Origin of the sequence: Gluconobacter vitians, assembly GCF_015244565.1 — a bacterium.
GTDB classification, from domain to species: Bacteria; Pseudomonadota; Alphaproteobacteria; order Acetobacterales; family Acetobacteraceae; genus Gluconobacter; species Gluconobacter vitians.
The window spans coordinates 42,561-60,398 of the sequence record NZ_JABCQG010000003.1 but is presented as its reverse complement, the minus strand read 5'-3'; the positions used below and the strand labels follow the sequence as shown (position 1 = coordinate 60,398).

Below are 17,838 nucleotides of genomic sequence, written 5' to 3'. Positions count from 1 at the left end.
TCAGACTACCCCTGCGGGCTCTTCCTGGTCCGGTCATTCTCAACGGGTGTCCCCTTGCAAATTGATCCGAGTCATATCCATCGGGACTCAGACGACAAGGAAAATTCTGTTTAAATATCAAGACACACGGCAAACTTTGACACAGTAAGACACATTGCACCGTCCTCAGACGGACGCAGGCGCCGCGAAATGAATGGTGAAAACTGCTCCAGGTAATGCGTTGCCAGGCCGGGCTGCCACGATATCCACGGACGCCCCGTGCAGTCGCAGAATGGCCGATACCAGGCTCAGTCCCAGCCCGCTTCCCGGAACATGGCGGCTTTTGTCCGAGCGGTAGAACCGCCCCATGACGGCCTTGCGCTCATCCTCCGCAATGCCGATCCCCGTATCCGCGACACGAAGCCAGCATGCGCCACCAGCCCCCTGCCCCGCGCTCAGTTCGACCGTTCCGGGAGCGGGCGTAAACTTGATTGCGTTGTCCACAAGATTGGCGAGAACCTCGTTCAGCAGATCCTTGTCTCCGAACAACGGAACCGATTCCACCGAATCCACCACCCGAAGCGTCACACCTTCGGTCTCGGCGATGGGTTCGTACAGATCCACCACGCCCGCCAGCAGTTCACGCAGATCCAGCATGGCAAATCCCGCCCGGCGGCGACCGTTCTCGATTTCGCCAATCCGCAGCAGGGCCGTAATGACGGAAAAACACTGTTCCAGATCCAAAGCCGCCCGCTCGATCGCACCCTGAAGCGCAGCCGGATCATTCGTGATGGCCGAAACACGCTCCAGCCGGGCCTTCACCCGCGCCAGAGGGGTCCGCAGATCATGGGCGATGTCATTGCCCACATCCCGGATCTCATCAAGCAGATGCTCCAGCCGGTCCAGCATGCGGTTGACCGAAACCGCCAGCCGCTCGATGTCGTCGCGCTCGCGACCGGTCGGCAGACGTTCGTGCAGATCACCATCCATGATGCGGTCGATCGCCTCATGCATGTCCTTGATCCGTCCCAGCGCACGATGGCTCAGGAAAATCCCGGCCATCAGGGCAAATGCCACAACCGGGACGACAGACATCAGCGCTGCACGCTTGGTGATGTAACGCAGTTCGTTCGCCATATGCAGCGAGCGGGCCAGAACGAGAATGCGGTCGCGGTTGCCGTTCGTCCCCTCGACCTCGACGGCCAGATACCGCATTTCGTAGGGCGTATCTCCCGGCGGGGCATCCCACAGACGCTGCGTCCTGGGAGAGACCTCAAGCCCGACCGGCCATTTCTTGATGTCACCCGCAATCCGGTTGCGGCTCATGTCGAACAGGGCCGCCCCGTTGAGGATCACGCGCAGATCGGTCTTGCTGCGCTCGCGGACTTCATATTCAAGCTGGGCCGGTGTTTCGTGAACCAGCAGCGCCGCCTCACGCTGGAGCAGATCGGTCGAGCGCTGTTGCTCGTATCCGCTCATCTGGCCGTAAACGAGCCCGAACTGCAGCGCCATCCCCGCGATGATCGCCACGACAAAGGCCAGTGTCAGCCGGAACGTGGCCGTTCGGAAAAGATCAGCCCGGAAGAGTCCGGAAAGGCGCAGGTCAGCCCGGGACACGCAGACTGAACCCGGCACCGCGAATGCTGTGAATGAGCAGCGGCTCGCCGGGCACGTCGATCTTGCGACGCAGCTTCCCGATATGGACGTCCACCAGGTTCGTTTGCGGAACGAACCGGTAGTTCCACACATCTTCAAGCAGCATGGTACGCGTCAGCACGGTGTCGGGGCGGCGCATCATGTATTCCAGCAGGCGGAACTCACGCGGGAGCAGATCAATCTCCTGCCCGTTGCGGAACACCCGGCGCTCGATCAGATCCATTTCAAGTGGCCCGACCCTAAGCATCGTCACGCGACTGTCCGTCGGACGGCGCAGAAGCGCTTCCAGACGGGCCGCCAGTTCTTCCATGGCAAAGGGCTTGGTCAGATAATCGTCTCCGCCCGCCTTGAGGCCACTCACACGATCATCCACCGCCGAAAGCGCGGAGAGCACAAGAACGGGAATGTTGATCCGCTGGGCCCGGACGCTTTCAATAACGGTCAGCCCGTCCAGCTCCGGCAACATGCGGTCCACGATCATGAGATCGAACTGCCCGGCACAGGCATGGTCCAGCCCCTCAACGCCTGTTGCAGCGCGCGTTACGTCATAGCCGCGCGTCGTCAGTTCCTCCGCGACCTCGGCCGCAATGCTGTCGTCATCCTCGATCAGCAGAAGCCGGGGGGAAGGTTCGGGAAGGCGCTCAGGCGCCCCGGATTCATGTGCGGACGTCATGCTCATGATCTTCACATGGGGCAGCGTCCCATGTCATCCAATTAAAATCGGTCTTAAAGGTGCCGTGCCTCAGGACAGGGACGTCTCGTCCAGCGCCTCTTCCATCTCGTCCGCCGTGCCGTCCAGCGCCCGCAACCTGCGTCCAAGCACACGGGTGCGACGCCGGGCTTCCTCGATCGTATTCCCCATCGTACCCGCATTGCGATGCAGCTTTTCCAGAACCTGATCCATCCGCAGCATTTCCTGCCGCGTCGCCCCGAGAAGCCCGGCAATCGCCTCTGTCCGCTCTTCGAGCGTCAGCGTGACATATCCCAGATGCACGGTCCGCAGCATGGCTGGCAGAAGCGACGGTCCCATCACCATGACCCGGTACAGCCGGCCGATCTCGTCAATCACGCCGGGCATCCGGGCGATTTCGGCATAAAGCCCGTCCGTCGGCAGATACAGCACGGCAAATTCGACCGTCACCGGCGGCAGGATGTATTTGGACGCGATTTTCTTCGCTTCGAACCGGATAACGTTTTCAAGCTCCCGCCGGGCCTGACGTTCGGCCAGCGCGTCTCCCGCTTCCGCGGCATTCAGCAGCCGTTCATAGGCTTCGGTCGGGAACTTGCTGTCGATCGCAAGGCGCGGCGGCGTTTCCGTTCCGCGCACCGGCATCTTCACCGCGAATTCCACATTCTCGCCTGCTGTCCCGAGGCGGAAATTCGTGTCGTAACTGCCTTCGGGGAGAATATCGTCCAGAATGGCCCGGCACTGCGCTTCGCCCCAGCCACCGCGTGTCTTCACATTCGAAAACAGCCGCTTCAGATCGCCAATCTGCGCCGTCACACTCGTGACCTCGCCCAAGGCTTTCTGCATGGCGCTGAACTGTTCGACCACGCGCTGGAAGCTGGTCTGCATCTGCTTTTCGACCGCGCCATGGAGCTGTTCGTTTACGGTCGCGCGGATCCGCTCGATCTGCTCGTTCTGGCTCTGCGCCATCTCCCGCAGCGCATCGGACAGCAGGAGCCGCCCTTCCGCCTGATCCTGCCCCAGATTTCGCGCCAGCGTGCTCAGACGCTCGCTGGTCTCCAGCCGGAACTGATCCAGCCGCCCGGACAGGACACGTTCGACTTCCGACAGATGCGCCCGGTGATATTCGACATCCTGCGCCCGTTCCTGCGCCTCACGCTCAAGCAGACGCTCGAAACGGCCGCTGCCATTGCCGCCCCGCAGGACGGCCACAAGCGCAACCAGCAGCCCCACCGCCGCCACGATCCAGGGAAGAAACTGCGCCATTCCGGAAAAACCCTCCTGCATGGCGCAGTCCTACCCGCTCAGCGCAATACGGCCAATGCCGTACCGCTTACGGCTGATGGATATTGCCGTAAGACGCAGCTCCCAGTCCCGGACAGGAGCACGGTGCCCCCAGCGGAACCTGCGTCGGCATTTTGCAGGTGTAGATCCCGGCCTTGCAGGTATAGCCATACCCCGCGATGGGCGTTCCCGGCGCAACCGGACCGGACGCCGCTGTCCCGACACAGGCCCCCAGCCCCAGCAGGGACAGGCCGGCAGCAGCACGCAGAGCATGACGAAAAACGGAACGAGGCATCTTGGTTGTGTCCTTGTGGGCCAGTTGCAGAAAACCAGGGTTCGGAGAAGCGGAAACGGATCGCCGCCTCACCGGTTGCCACGTGATCGGATGCGAGAATGGCAATCCTGTGGCAAAGAGCGTCTAGCGATGCCCGGCAGCAGCCTGCCCCGCCGCAACGCCACTTGCCCAGGCCCACTGGAAATTGTGCCCGCCCAGCCAGCCCGTTACATCCACGGCTTCCCCGATCGCATAAAGCCCCGGAATATCACGGCCCTCCAGCGTCTGGGACGACAGGTCCCGCGTATCGATGCCACCGCGCATGACTTCCGCCTTGGCGTAACCTTCCGTCCCGGCGGGGCGAAGCTGCCAGTTCGACACGCGCTCGGCCAGTGCCTTGATCGCCCGGTCCGGCTGGTTCGCCAGCATCGTGTCCCCGAGCCCGGCCGCCAGAACACGGGCCAGTCGCTGGGGCAGTGCTTCCAGCAGACTCGGCGGCAGGGCTTTCGGACGGTCTTTCTTGACCTTCAGCAACACATTCAGCGCATTCTGCCCCGGCAGCAGATCAATCTGCGCCGCATCCCCGGCTTCAAGATAGGACGAAATCTGCAGGATCGCCGGGCCGGACACGCCACGATGGGTGAAGACCATTCCGTCTTCAAACCGCGGGCCCTTCTTGCCCACGCGCGCCACGATCGGCAATGACACGCCAGCAAGCTCCGGATCGGCATCCGCCAGAACCAGCGGTACGAGCGACGGGGCCGGCGGCACAATCCGCAGACCGAATTTCCGCGCCAGCCGCAGCGACAGGTCGGACGCTCCGAGCTTGGGAATGGACAGGCCGCCCGTCGCGAGGATCACTGCCCCGGTCCGGATCTCGCCCCCATCCGTGACGACGATGAAGCCGTGCTCCGCCTGCCGTACATCCAGAATGCGGGTCTGCATCCGAAGCTCACATCCGGCGGTCCGGCACTCCGACACCAGCATGTCCACGATCTGCCCGGCCGAGCCATCGCAGAAGAGCTGCCCCCGCGCCTTCTCATGCCAGGCAATGCCGTAACGGTTCACCAGCTTGAGAAAATCCTGCGGCGTGTATCGCGCCAGTGCGGAGCGCGCGAAATGGCGGTTCTGCGAGATGAAGCAGTTGGGGCCGGTCTCGAGATGCGTGAAATTACACCGGCCGCCGCCCGAAATCAGGATCTTGCGCCCCGGCTCCGGCCCGTGATCCAGAACAAGGACCCGCGCCCCGTTCTGACCGGCCGTCGCCGCAGCCATCAGCCCCGCTGCACCAGCTCCGAGCACAATCACATCGGGGTTCATCATGGCGGTTCTCAGAAATCCAGATTGGCGTAATGCGCCGGCGGCGTGATGCCACTGACCTTGTCAGACAGCAGCCCTCGGAAACAGGGCCGCGACTTCACCCGCGCATACCAGTCCTTCGCGGCAGGTGCCTTGGACCAGTTCACGTCTCCAATGAAATCCAGCGCCGAAAGATGGGCCGCAGCCGCGAAATCCGCGAGCGACAGTGCAGGCCCCGCCAGCCAGGACCGCGTTTCTGCCAGCCAGCCGATATAATCGAGGTGAAAGCGCATGTTCGCATAGCCGGCCCGCAGCGCATTGCCGTCAGGGTGACCGCGCCCGAACTGGCGCTTGTCCACCTTTTCGCCGAGCAGGTTGCGAGTGACCTCCTGTGCGAACCGGGTCTCGAACCAGTCCACGAGCCGTCGCGTCTCGACGCGGTCGGCGAAGGTGCGCCCCAGAAGCGGCGTGTCAGGATAGGCGTCTTCGAGATATTCGCAGATGACACGCCCGCCTGGTACGGCCAGACCATTTTCCTCAACCAGAACGGGAACCTCGCCCGCGGGATTGAGATGCAGGAATTCCTCGCGCTGTTCCCAGACCCGCTCGACGACGAGTTCAAACGGGAGTCGCTTCTCGCTGAGGGCGAGCCTCACAAGACGGCATTGCGGAGAAAGTGGAAGGTGATGCAGGATACGCATTGCCACTTTCTAAGTCAGCCGATACCCGCTCACAAGAGCCTCACCGACTGCCCGACACAGGTCCGACGATTTTCACGATGCCCGATCCCGTTTCCACTACCTCTTCGCACACCCCCATGCGCATCCGTGCGCGCGGCCGCTCCTTCCTGGCGCTCGTCCTGTCTCCAGAGGCCCCCCTCCCCCTCTGGCTGGAAGGCCTCGACTATCAGATCGCCCGCTCGGGCGGCCTCTTCACAGGAAAACCAGTCATCCTGGACCTCGGTCTCCTCAACGAAACCACGCCGGGTCTGGCAACGCTGCTGGATGATATCCGCGGCCGTGGTGTCCGGATCATCGGTATTGAGGGCGGGAGCCGTCACTGGCCGGTGGTTGCGCACTGGGACTGGCCGGAAACGCTGGATGGCGGCCGTCCGGCGGGAGAAGTCGAGATTCCGGAAGACCCTGCTGTCAGTGCAGCGGGCCCGGTCTCGGGGGGCGGGACGCTGATCATCGACCAGCATGTCCGTTCCGGTCAGAGCATCCAGCACATGCAGGGCGATGTAATTATTCTTGGATCCGTCTCGTCTGGCGCGGAAATCGTGGCTGCTGGCTCCATCCATGTGTACGGAACGTTACGCGGCCGGGCGATCGCCGGGGTCGGGGGACAATCCCAGAGCCGCATTTTTGCCAGCCGGATGCTGGCCGAACTGCTGGCGCTCGACGGGTATTACGCCGTCACGGAAGACATCGATCCTGCCATCCTGGGTCAGGCCGCACAGGCAGCCCTGGACGAAGACCGGGTCCGTGTCCTGCCCCTGCTGGCATAACGGGAACTGTAAATTGAGTGCCGCTGCCATGAAAGCACCCCTATTCGCCGGTTGCCGCGGGGTATAAAACTTTCATAGAATGAGAAAACCGGTTGCGGTCCTTCGTTACAGGCAACCGCAGACCGCAAAGACGTTATTTTGGAGTATTCATGGCCAAGGTTCTGGTTGTCACTTCCGGCAAGGGTGGCGTCGGCAAGACGACATCGACCGCCGCGCTCGGCGCCGCTCTCGCTCAGAGCGGGCAGAATGTGGTGGTGGTTGATTTCGATGTCGGTCTTCGGAACCTTGACCTGGTCATGGGCGCCGAGCGCCGGGTCGTGTTCGATCTGATCAATGTCGTGCAGGGCGATGCCCGCCTGTCACAGGCCCTGATCCGCGACAAGCGCTGTGAAACGCTGTCCATCCTCCCGGCATCCCAGACCCGCGATAAAGATGCCCTGACATCCGAGGGCGTTGCCCGCGTCATGGACGAGCTTCGCGAGAAGTTCGACTGGGTCATCTGCGACAGCCCGGCTGGCATCGAGCGTGGCGCACAGCTCGCCATGTATCACGCCGACATGGCCGTGATCGTGACCAATCCCGAAGTCAGCTCGGTGCGTGACTCCGACCGGATCATCGGCCTGCTCGACAGCAAGACCCAGAAGGCCGAACGGGGGGAGAAGGTCGACAAGCATCTGCTTCTGACCCGTTACGACCCGGCTCGCGCTGCCCGCAAGGAAATGCTGAGCGTTGAGGACGTCCTTGAGATCCTCTCCATTCCGCTGCTCGGCATCGTTCCGGAAAGCGAGGATGTGCTGAAATCCTCCAATGTCGGCGCTCCCGTGACGCTTGCCGCGCCTACGAGCCTTCCTGCCCGCGCCTATTTCGAAGCCGCCCGTCGCCTGAGCGGCGAGAAGCTCGAGGTCTCGGTTCCAGTCGAGAAACGCGGTTTCTTTGACTGGCTCTTCAAGAGGGACGCATGAGTTCATGAGTTTTCTCTCAAACATCTTCGCCCGGCGACAGCAGTCCAGCAGCGTCGCCAAGGACCGTCTGCAGATCCTGCTTGCGCATGAGCGCGGTGCGGGTGAGGCCGGTGAGTCCGATCTGATCCGCCAGCTTCACAAGGAGATCATGGAAGTGATCGCCCGCCATGTCGCCGTTGATCAGGACAAGGTCCAGATCAAGGTCGACCGTGGCAGCGGCTGCTCCATGCTCGAAATCGACGTCGAGGTTCCACAGGAACTCAGCGGCAAGCGGGGTTCGTGATCCGGAGCCTTCCGGACACAACCCAGTTTTAGAGATACCGGCTGCGGCCCTGATGCCGCATCTGCAAGAGACGGAACAATACGGATGAGCGGCTTTCTCGGAAACCTCATGAACCAGGCTGTCGGCGCCATTGGTGGACAGCTGGGCGAAAAGTTTGGCGGCAGCATTGGCGATTTCCTCAAGGGAGATGGCCTGAACATGCTCATCAGTCAGGCCCAGAGCGCTGGCCTGACGGACAAGATCCATTCCTGGATCGGTAATGGCGAGAACCTGCCCATCACGGCGGATGAACTGCGCAGCCTCCTGACGGATCAGCAGATCCAGATGATCGTCAGCAAGACGGGTCTGCCCGCCAACACGATCCTGCCGGCACTGGCACAGCTTCTTCCCGCCGCCGTGGATAAGCACACGCCGGACGGTCAGGCGCCCTCTACGACGGCCTGAAGCAAAACTTCTACAAAGAAGCTGCAGAAAGCCCCGGTGGATGACTCCATCGGGGCTTTTTCGTATCCGGGGTCAGGTTTTCTGCCCCTGCGGCAGGGCGTTGTAAGGCTGCGGCCGTTCGATCGGAAAGCGGATCAGAAGATAGGGTGTGACCCTGCGATCGGTCCCCTCGTTGAATGATGCGAGGCGGTTCCACTGCCCGAACGTGCAATAGACATGATCCGCTGTCGCAAAGATCCCGTCCGGAGACAGAGCCCGGGGATCACGGAGCATCATTTTGAACGAGCCGTCCTGATCGCGCCGCAGGATGCAGTCATGTTCGTAATTCGTCGTATAAAGCCGGTCCTGATCATCCAGAGCCAGACCGTCCGCGACCCCCTTCTCGCCCTCGTCGCGGATCGCGGGGGCCAGAACCGCATCGTCTGATGCCGGATCCGCCAGAAGATCCACCGGCAGGCTGTAGAGCCGCCGACTGGTCAGGGGTGCGAAATACAGACGCTTTTCGTCTTTTGTCAGGGCAATGCCGTCGACCCCGCCGGATACGAGTTGCGGGTGAGCGGGGATGTAGCGGCGCGGTTCCCCTTCCACGATCGCCAGAAAGCCGGTCTCCGGCAGGATGGCGGGATGCGTTGTCAGAACCCGGCGCGCCTGCTGGGTGGCCACATCGACGATCACAAGCCCGGGTTTCGTCCCGAAGGATGAGTCCGTTACGAAGACCGTTCCCTGCGCGCCATGCGAGAGGGAAACCCGCAGGTCGTTCATGTGACTGTCCGGCAGAAGCACGGGCGCCTTGAGAATGATCTTGTGGGCGACCCGGTTCGTCGCCGGGTCGATACAGACGATTTTCGCCGCGCCCGGCTGCAGAGGATGTCCGGCCCGCTTACCGTCATCAATGACCCAGAGACGGCCCTGACGATCCATCGTCATCCCATGAACAGAGACAAGACAGTCTGCCGGAACGTTTGCAGGCAGGCTCATGGCAGCGGAGGGATAAGGTACGACCTTTCCATCCACGAGCTCCCCAAGCGTGGCCCCCTTGTGATCGACAGCATGACGGGGAAAACCGACAAACGTTCTGCCATCCGGAAGCACCACGATCCCCGAGGGGCCCGGACCGTCGAACTCGGCAACAATGTCGAGGTCTCCCAGAGGGCCTGTTCCATTGTCTTCATTTCCGGCGGCATGCGCCTGAGCGGCTGGCAGGGCTGCCGAAACGGCAAGAGAGGCTGGGGCTGCCGAAGCGGCCCGCAGGAAATGACGTCGCTTCATGCACAAGCTCCCGTAATCCATTTACAAGACAAACCGTTTCCATAACGCCCGATCCGTGTAAGGAACGCCACAGCCCTGACAAAATGTGATCGAAATCTTTCCGGAAGCGGAAAATTGTGTTGACCTTCCGCAAATACGAAACAATTTTGTATTTCGTATAAACTACTAACTTATCGCGTGGTAAAAGTGCTGACCCAGCTTTCTCTTCGTCACCTGACCCTTCTGGGGACTTCTCTCCTTGGCTCTGCGTTTGTCCTGATGACGGACGAAAGCCGGGCTGCGACCACGCAGTCCGTTCCGGTTCAGCACAAACAGGCCCATACAACACCGGTTGCCAAGAAGACGACGAAAGCGGCACCCAGACAGGTCGCAAGGCCCACACTCGAGGTTTCGGGGGGCAGCGAGGCTGTGGTTGTGACGGGAACGCGCGAATTCGGCAAGAAGGCCCGTGATTCGATCGCTCCGGTTGATATCGTCACAAATCGCCAGCTGACAGGGACTGGCCAGCCTACCCTCCGGGATTCTCTGGCACTGCTGCTCCCGTCCCTGACCGTACCGACTGGCGGTTTCGATGCAGGCGCCCTGACCGACAGCATTTCGCTCCGCGGCCTCAATCCCAACGAGACGCTGGTGCTCGTGGATGGCAAGCGCCGTCATACCACGGCCAACATCTATGCCGATGCCGGCCCGTCACAGGGTTCGACGCCTGTCGATATCGACATGATCCCCATGTCCATGATCGACCATATCGAAGTCCTGCGAGATGGCGCTTCGGCCCAGTACGGTTCGGACGCTATTGCGGGCGTGGTCAACATCATCCTGAAAAAACAGAATCATGGTCTGACCATGCGCTCGAACACCGGTATTACGAGCGAAGGCGACGGTTTCCAGCAGGGCGTGTTCATCGACGGTGGCGCGAACCTGAACAATCGTGGCTTCGTGCATATCGGTGGCGATTTCGTGCATCAGGATCACACGGTCCGTTCTGGTGCCGACAACCGGACCAATACTTATGTCAACCAGCTTCTGGGCCAGCCGGAGCAGACGCGTGAGAGTGTTGCCATCAACGCGGGCTATGACATCACCGACAACGTGCAGGCCTATGCCAGCGCGACCTATGCGCATCGGCACGCGGAATCGTACCAGAACTACCGACTGCCCTCCTCGCTCGCGAAATATCCCGGCTATTCAGCAATCTATCCTTATGGCTACGCGCCGATCGAAGAGCTGAACGAGAACGATTACGAGCTGACCGCAGGCTTCAGGGGAACGCTGGCGGGCTGGCACTGGGACGTGTCGTCGGTCTTTGGCCGGGACTACGACGCCGTCAACGCCCAGAGCACGACGAATGTGGGTCTCTATGCGGCTACGGGTCAGACCCCGACATCCTTCGCCGCACAGGCCTATAACGATACGCAGTGGACAAACAGCGTCGACCTCAGCCGCAAGTTCCGCACGTCCTTCTGGCCCTACGCCATCAACGTCGCGGGCGGTGCATCCTATCGCTATGAGGCCTATGCAATCGGCACCGGCTCTCCGGCCAGTTACACCTATTCCAGCTCGGACGGCTTCCCCGGCACCAACCCGGCCAATGCCGGCAAGTGGTCCCGTGATGTTGCGGCAGGCTATCTCGATATTTCCACGAATCTGATGAAGCACTGGCAGCTCGATCTGGCCGGGCGTGTCGAGCATTATACGGATGTCGGCAATACCAAGACCGGCAAGGTCTCGACCCGTTACGATTTCAGCCCACGCTTTGCCATCCGCGGTACGTTCAGCAACGGCTTCCATGCGCCGACGCTGGCGCAGGAACATTATTCTGCCCTGTCCGTCTCTCCGACGGCTGCAAGCGGCATCATCGCTGCAAGCTCTGCTGGCGCTCTCGCCAATGGTGCCTCGGCCCTGAAGCCGGAATCTTCCACGAGTGCTGAAGGCGGCATCATCGTGGAGCCGATCAAGAAACTGCACGTCACCGTCGACGTGTATCAGATCGATCTGCGCGACCGCATCATGCCGGGTGGAACGATCTATGGATCACAGGCTTACCAGGCGCTTCAGGCTGACAATTACAATCTGCCCCCTGGTTCTGGAAACTGGACAGGCAGCCAGCTTGCCACGCACTGGTTTGCCAATGTCGCCAATACCCGGACGCAGGGCCTCGACCTGACGGCGAACTACCCGACCGATTTCGGCCGTTATGGTCATGCGGACTGGGATGTCGCCATCAACCTGAACCGCACGCGCCTGCGCCATCAGACCAACAGCATGACCGGCGCCCCCCTGCTGAATGCCCAGAATATCGCCTACATCACCACGGCCTATCCACGCAGCAAGATCATCTTCGGTGGAACCTGGCGTTCGGCCCATAACAAGTGGGCCGTCTCCGTGCACGAAATCCGTTACGGCGAGACGACGTCCCAGCTGACCTATTATACGGGGCCGTATACCTACTCCACGAGCCACTTTCTCCAGTTCCAGAATGTGCCGAAATGGACCACGAATGCGTCCGTTACGTACAACATCACGCCGAAATGGAGCGCCACGATTGGTGGCAACAACATCTTCGCCAAGTTCCCGTCAGTCGTGCCTGAAGGGAACCGCTATCTTGGCGTTCCCAAGTACTACATGAGCACATCACAGCTCGGCATGAATGGCGGGTATTACTATCTGGACGTCTCGGCACGTTTCTGATCAGCCACAAAAAAGCGGAAGGCTTCGGCCCTCCGCTTTTTTTGTGTTCTCGATGACTGTTAGCCCGGAATGCCGGTTCCGCCGGTGGCTCCGAAGATCTGTCCGGTCAGGTAGCTGCCGTCCGTGCTGGCAAGCTGCACATAGAGCGGTGCGATCTCGGCAGGCTGGCCAGGGCGCTTGAGCGGGACGGTCGAGCCGAACTTCTCGACCGCGGACATGGGCTGGCCACCGCTGACCTGCAGGGCCGTCCAGAACGGTCCGGGTGCGACCGCATTGACGCGGATGCCCTTAGGGACAAGCTGCTTGGCGAGGCTCTTCGTCAGATCTGCAATGCCTGCCTTGGTGATGCTGTAATCCACCAGGATTTCGGAAGGATTATAAGCATTGGTCGAACTCGTATTCACGATCGAACTGCCCGGCGGCATGTGCGGAATGGCTGCCTTGATGATCCAGAAAAGCGCATAGAGATTGGTTTTCAGCGTCCAGTCGAAATCCTCTGTCGTCAGATCGAGGATGCTCTCGTGGTAATGCTGCCGGCCTGCGCAGTTGATCAGACAGTCCAGACCGCCCAGTTCGCGCGCCGCATTGGCCACCAGCTTCTGACAGAATTTCTCCGAGCGGATATCGCCGGGCAATGCCACCGCCTTGCGGCCGGCGCTCCGGATGAGATCCATGACTTCCTTCGCATCCTCTTCCTCGGCCGGAAGATAGGAGATGGCGACATCCGCCCCTTCGCGGGCAATGGCGATGGCCGCGGCACGTCCCAGACCGGAATCGCCCCCGGTCACAAGCGCCTTGCGGCCCGCCATGCGACCGGAGCCCCGGTAGGAGGTTTCACCGTGATCGGGGCGCGGGGACATTCTGGAAGCAAGACCGGGCCATGGCTGCGGCTGGGCCTGAAAGGGGCCGTCGGTGTAGCGCTTGGCAGGATCAGAGAGCGGAGGCGCTCCGTTCTCGGCAGACATGGAGGAATCGGCAGCTCTGGCCCTGCTTCCCGCTGCCACGGCGGCTGCCAGCCCCAGAGCAGCGCCTTTCATAACATTGCGACGGGAATCATCGGAATTCCGTTCAGTCATGGACCTGTCCTTTTCCGTTCTCCGCAAACCGGTCCATCCGGGCCAGCGCTGCGGATCATTGATTTCTGACGGAAAGGAAACAGTCTCGCGGAACAGGAAGTTGCCATAAAAACTCGGCTTCGCAGCCAGGCATCGGTCTGATCAGACTTTCCTGACCGTACAGAGGGACGCGATGTGACGTCTGCACAACGCCATATCCGGCGATGCGCTCTGCTTGCAGGCCAGTTCAAAAGCCTGCGTTTCCTGCGCTGCCATGGCCAGTGCGGCAGGAGACCAGCGGTCTAATGCCTGACCAAAAGCAGCCGTGCGTTTGAAGAACACGGGCGGCTTCAGAGCTTTCATGGCTTCAGCCCGCCCGTGGCCCTCCTGCACGCTCTGCGCGACTTTCTGGAGCCGGACCAGAACGCCCAGAACCGTCCGTGCGACAGCCACGGGATTGGCTCCATCGGCCAAAGCACGTTCAAGCGCCTGATCGGCCATCATGCGATTTCCGCACAGGGCGGAAAAGGCAGCATCTTCCAGGGAATTGCCACCGGCATCTCCCACGCAGTCCTGAACCGCCTGCAGATCAAGACGACCGCCCTCACCCGCATAGAGGACAAGCTTTTCGATTTCGCCCCGCACACCACTGCGATCAGCGCCGAGCACACCCAGCAGCCAGACCAGCGCATCACGATCGATTGTCACACCAGCCTGACCGAGTGCATCCGTCACGGTCTGGGATAATGCCCGCCCCTCTTCGGGATAGCAGGCAATGGATGCGACCTGTTTGTGGGCTTCGGCCAGCGCACGCAGCTTCGAACGCGCCGTAATTCCCGGTGCTTCGATAACGATCAGAGCGTCTGTTGCGGTCTCCAGCACCCGCTTGAACAGTGGCGCTATGCTGTCCTGTCCATCCCGCACCCAGACGACGCGTCGCCCGCCAATCAGGGAGAGCGCCGTAGCTTCCTCTTCAAGCCGGTCCTGCGTTTCCCGGTCAAGTTGTGCGACCTGAAACGGATCATCGAGCGTTCCAGCCACCAGCCTGACGGCTTGTGCGGCCCGTTCACGGATAAGACCGGTGTCATCGCCGTGAAGCACGATTGCCCGCCAGGAACCGGCATCGGCCAGAGTGCGCCCGATACTCCGTGCGTCAATCTTCACGTGGCAGACTTCACTTACTGCGGGGTCGCGCTGGACGTACCCCGGGACAGACGGCCCGTTGCGGAAGCCGGGAAGCCGTCCACACCAGTCCGATCGGTCGCTGCATTCCCGTTATCATCGGGCATGCGATCCGTATTCAGATAACGCGGCAGTTCGTCAGGCGCGGCCTTCTCGGGCATGTTGTGGTTGCGGAACCAGATTGCGACCTGCTGGGTTACCGTCTGGGCCAGGGTATCCGAGACACGCGCCTGAAGGGTTTCATCATTCAGGGTCTGGGCGAAATACTGCTCGAACGTGGTGTTGAAACCATCCAGCGTCGTTGCATCGCCCTGCGCCAGCATGCGGGGATTCTGCTCTACCGTAATAAGAACCCAGTGGGCCGAGCCCGTGCTTCGCGTACGACCGGAGGTGTTATCCTCATGGATATCGACCGCTTCCTCATTCATGCCGGAAGAGACTTTCAGCATGTATTTATGAGGATCCTCCGGCCCGGCGCCTGCCAGATCCTTCTGAAGAGCCAGACGCAGCAGCTGACCATACCGGCCTGGAATGTTGTCCACATAGATCTGGGCCAACTCTTCCGACATGTCGGTTTTCGGCGTCAGCTTCCCGTAGAGGGGGGAAAAACCGCACCCTCCCAGAAAAAGACAGGCCGTGAGAAGAAAGATGCTGCGCCGGTCAGACATCAGCCGGCCACCACGAAATTGACGATCCGGTTCGGAACATGGATTTCCTTTACCAGCCGCTTTCCTTCCAGCAGACGGGCTACGTTTGGCTCGCTCTTCGCTGCGGCCAGCACGTCTTCCTTGGGCGCATTGGGCAGAACCTCGATGGTCCCGCGCAGCTTGCCGAGGATCTGCACACCGATCGTCACACTCTGCACGGCCAGCCATTTTTCTTCGGCTTCCGGCCAAGGACGTTCCACGACCAGCGCACTGCCCGGCTCCAGAACCGCCATCATGTCTTCCGCAAGATGGGGCATCATCGGCGCGGTCAGCAGACACAGCACACGTGCCGCCTCACGACGGGCGGCGGCAATGCCAGCGCCTTCGATGCGTTCAGCCTCAGCCAGTGCCGATGTCAGCTCATGCAGACGTGCCACGGCAACATTCGGTGTGAAAGCTTCAAGCGCTTCGCCGACTGCCACAATGGTCCGGTGCGTCACACGCCGCAGGTCATCCCCGGCAGCTCCATGTACGCTATCGGCCGCATCCCGGGCAGCCACGGCCGAGACAAGGCGGTGCAGGCGCTGACCGAAACGGGCGGCCGCTGCGACCCCTGACGCCGTCCACTCCATGTCCCTCTCAGGCGGGCTGTCGGACAGCACGAACCAGCGGGCCGTATCCGCGCCATAACGCTCGATGATGTCGACCGGAGACACCGTGTTGCGTTTGGACTTGGACATCTTTTCCGAGCGGCCAACCTGAACCGGCGTTCCCGTCTCACGACGTACGACCTGATCGCCCTGACGTTCGACTTCTTCGGGATACAGCCAGCCGCTGTCGTCCCGGTAGCTCTCATGCGTCACCATGCCCTGCGTAAACAGACCGGCGAATGGCTCGTCCACATCCAGATGCCCGGTTTCGTGCATCGCCCGGGTGAAGAAACGCGCATAGAGCAGATGCAGGATCGCGTGCTCAATGCCGCCAATATACTGATCGACCGGGAGCCAGCCATTGGCCGCGGCCGGGACCGTCGGCGTCTCGGCATGGGGGCTGGTGAAGCGGGCGAAATACCAGGAACTGTCAACGAAAGTGTCGAACGTGTCCGTCTCGCGAACGGCAGGCTTGCCACAGCAGGGGCAGGCCACATGCTTCCATGTGGGATGATGATCCAGCGGATTGCCGGGTCGGTCGAATGTCACGTCCTCGGGCAGAATGACCGGCAGCTGGTCATCCGGAACAGGAACCGGGCCACAGGTTTCGCAATGAATAATGGGGATCGGGCAACCCCAGTACCGCTGACGGGAAATCCCCCAGTCGCGCAGGCGCCAGTTCACGACGCCCTTGCCGGCTCCCAGACCTTCAAGGCGCTCAATGACTTTCGTCCGGGCCGTTGCGGGATCCAGTCCGTCCAGAAAGCCGGAATTGAAGAGAGTGGCGTCTCCGGAGACGGCCTTCTTGCCCAGCGTAAAGGTTTCGGCATCCTGACCGGCGGGCAGCAGGACCTGCGGAACTGGAAGGTCATATTTGCGCGCGAAATCCAGATCGCGCTGGTCACCGCATGGGCAGCCAAAGACGGCGCCAGTGCCGTAATCCATCAGGACGAAATTGGCGATCCAGACAGGAGCAGTTTTTTCCGGATCCAGCGGATTGGCGACACGCAGACCGGTATCGAAACCACGCTTTTCGGCAGCTTCGATGGCTTCTTCCGAGGTTCCGAGGCGGCGACATTCCTCAATGAAGGCAGCGGCCTGCGGATTGGTTTCCGCAACCTTGCGCGCCAGAGGATGTTCTGCCGAAATCCCAATAAAGCTCAGCCCGAAAAGCGTGTCCGGACGTGTCGTGAAGACTTCAACGCTGTCCAGATCTTCATCATAGCCTGCGGGCGGCTGGTGCAGGGCGAAACGAACCCGCGCGCCTTCCGAACGCCCGATCCAGCGCTCCTGCATTGTCCGGACGCGCTCAGGCCAGCGGTCCAGCGTCTTGAGGTCATCAAGCAGAGGCTGGGCGAATTTCGTGATTTTCAGGAACCACTGGGAGAGCTTCTTTTTCTCGATCAGCGCTCCGGACCGCCAGCCACGGCCGTCCACGACCTGTTCGTTTGCCAGAACCGTCTCATCGACCGGATCCCAGTTGACGAGAGAGTCCCGTCGCTCGACCAGCCCGGCCGCCAGCATGTCAGTGAACAGCTTCTGCTGCTTGCCATAATATTCCGGCAGGCAGGTCGCGATTTCACGATCCCAGTCCAGAGAGAACCCGAGACGCTGGAGCGTGCCGCGCATCGTGGCGATGTTGTCCATCGTCCATTTGCCAGGATGGACATTCCGCTCCCGGGCGGCATTTTCGGCCGGCAGACCGAAGGCATCCCAGCCCATGGGATGCATGACGGCGAAACCACGGGCCCGCTTGTACCGCGCGACCACATCCCCGAGCGTATAGTTCCGGACGTGTCCGACATGAAGCTGACCCGACGGATATGGGAACATCTCCAGCACGTAGTATTTCAGACGATCGGCAGGAGGAACATCCGGAACTGCGAAAATGTTCCGCTGCTTCCACTCTTCCTGCCAGAACGGTTCGCGATTTTGAAAGTCGAATGCGGGGGCTGTGGTATCGCTCAT

At 61.3% G+C, this 17,838-nt stretch carries 15 protein-coding genes and 1 pseudogene; 5 read left to right on the top strand and 11 right to left on the bottom strand.

Going from position 1 to position 17,838, the window contains the following annotated elements; all coding sequences use genetic code 11:
• Positions 1-165 precede the first annotated feature (165 nt).
• From HKD24_RS03200 to fzlA, 6 genes are all read right to left on the bottom strand, one after another.
• Positions 166-1,596 (bottom strand): sensor histidine kinase, encoded by a 1,431-nt coding sequence (locus tag HKD24_RS03200; protein WP_194258997.1) that lies wholly within the window; start codon positions 1,594-1,596, stop codon positions 166-168.
• Complete coding sequence (locus HKD24_RS03195; protein ID WP_407646347.1) at positions 1,583-2,308, bottom strand: response regulator transcription factor; 726 nt, start codon at positions 2,306-2,308, stop codon at positions 1,583-1,585. Before HKD24_RS03195 ends, HKD24_RS03200 begins: the two co-directional genes overlap by 14 nt.
• A 69-nt stretch (positions 2,309-2,377) precedes the next feature.
• Complete coding sequence (locus HKD24_RS03190) at positions 2,378-3,610, bottom strand: DNA recombination protein RmuC (protein ID WP_194258995.1); 1,233 nt, start codon at positions 3,608-3,610, stop codon at positions 2,378-2,380.
• Positions 3,611-3,656: 46 nt separating this feature from the next.
• Positions 3,657-3,902, bottom strand: coding sequence for a hypothetical protein (locus tag HKD24_RS03185; RefSeq protein ID WP_194258994.1), 246 nt, complete (start codon positions 3,900-3,902; stop codon positions 3,657-3,659).
• Positions 3,903-4,025: 123 nt separating this feature from the next.
• Positions 4,026-5,201: a BaiN/RdsA family NAD(P)/FAD-dependent oxidoreductase gene (locus tag HKD24_RS03180; RefSeq protein WP_194259117.1), complete on the bottom strand. Its 1,176-nt coding sequence runs from the start codon at positions 5,199-5,201 to the stop codon at positions 4,026-4,028.
• Positions 5,202-5,212: 11 nt separating this feature from the next.
• A complete protein-coding gene (fzlA, locus tag HKD24_RS03175; RefSeq protein WP_194258993.1) occupies positions 5,213-5,881 on the bottom strand; it encodes an FtsZ-binding protein FzlA in 669 nt (222 codons plus the stop codon).
• Between the two features lie 77 nt (positions 5,882-5,958).
• Here fzlA and minC point away from each other — a divergent pair, with 77 nt between their 5' ends.
• From minC to HKD24_RS03155, 4 genes and pseudogenes are all read left to right on the top strand, one after another.
• Positions 5,959-6,687 (top strand): septum site-determining protein MinC, encoded by a 729-nt coding sequence (gene minC, locus HKD24_RS03170; protein ID WP_194258992.1) that lies wholly within the window; start codon positions 5,959-5,961, stop codon positions 6,685-6,687.
• A 149-nt stretch (positions 6,688-6,836) separates the two neighbouring features.
• On the top strand, positions 6,837-7,649 hold the full coding sequence (gene minD, locus HKD24_RS03165) for a septum site-determining protein MinD (RefSeq protein ID WP_194258991.1): 813 nt from the start codon (positions 6,837-6,839) through the stop codon (positions 7,647-7,649).
• Positions 7,650-7,653: 4 nt separating this feature from the next.
• Entirely contained in the window at positions 7,654-7,932 is a 279-nt protein-coding gene (gene minE, locus HKD24_RS03160) for a cell division topological specificity factor MinE (protein ID WP_011251986.1), read from the top strand.
• 60 nt (positions 7,933-7,992) lie between these two features.
• Positions 7,993-8,376 (top strand): annotated as a pseudogene (locus tag HKD24_RS03155) (YidB family protein); the annotation flags it as partial.
• Positions 8,377-8,448: 72 nt separating this feature from the next.
• On the opposite strand, the gene HKD24_RS03150 reads toward HKD24_RS03155, so the two are convergent.
• Positions 8,449-9,645: an SMP-30/gluconolactonase/LRE family protein gene (locus HKD24_RS03150; protein WP_194258990.1), complete on the bottom strand. Its 1,197-nt coding sequence runs from the start codon at positions 9,643-9,645 to the stop codon at positions 8,449-8,451.
• Between the two features lie 258 nt (positions 9,646-9,903).
• On the opposite strand from HKD24_RS03150, the gene HKD24_RS03145 reads away from it, so the two are divergent.
• Positions 9,904-12,336, top strand: a complete 2,433-nt coding sequence (locus tag HKD24_RS03145; protein ID WP_228124147.1) for a TonB-dependent receptor plug domain-containing protein — start codon at positions 9,904-9,906, stop codon at positions 12,334-12,336.
• Positions 12,337-12,395: 59 nt separating this feature from the next.
• On the opposite strand, the gene HKD24_RS03140 is transcribed toward HKD24_RS03145, so the two are convergent.
• From HKD24_RS03140 to leuS, 4 genes are all read right to left on the bottom strand, one after another.
• Positions 12,396-13,412 carry an SDR family oxidoreductase gene (locus tag HKD24_RS03140; protein ID WP_322783269.1) on the bottom strand — a complete coding sequence of 339 codons (1,017 nt, stop codon included), beginning with the start codon at positions 13,410-13,412 and terminating at the stop codon, positions 12,396-12,398.
• 141 nt (positions 13,413-13,553) lie between these two features.
• Complete coding sequence (holA, locus tag HKD24_RS03135; RefSeq protein WP_194258988.1) at positions 13,554-14,555, bottom strand: DNA polymerase III subunit delta; 1,002 nt, start codon at positions 14,553-14,555, stop codon at positions 13,554-13,556.
• A gap of 14 nt (positions 14,556-14,569) precedes the next feature.
• Positions 14,570-15,241 (bottom strand): hypothetical protein, encoded by a 672-nt coding sequence (locus HKD24_RS03130; protein ID WP_194258987.1) that lies wholly within the window; start codon positions 15,239-15,241, stop codon positions 14,570-14,572.
• Entirely contained in the window at positions 15,241-17,838 is a 2,598-nt protein-coding gene (gene leuS, locus HKD24_RS03125; protein WP_194258986.1) for a leucine--tRNA ligase, read from the bottom strand. The genes HKD24_RS03130 and leuS overlap by 1 nt, the downstream gene beginning before the upstream one ends.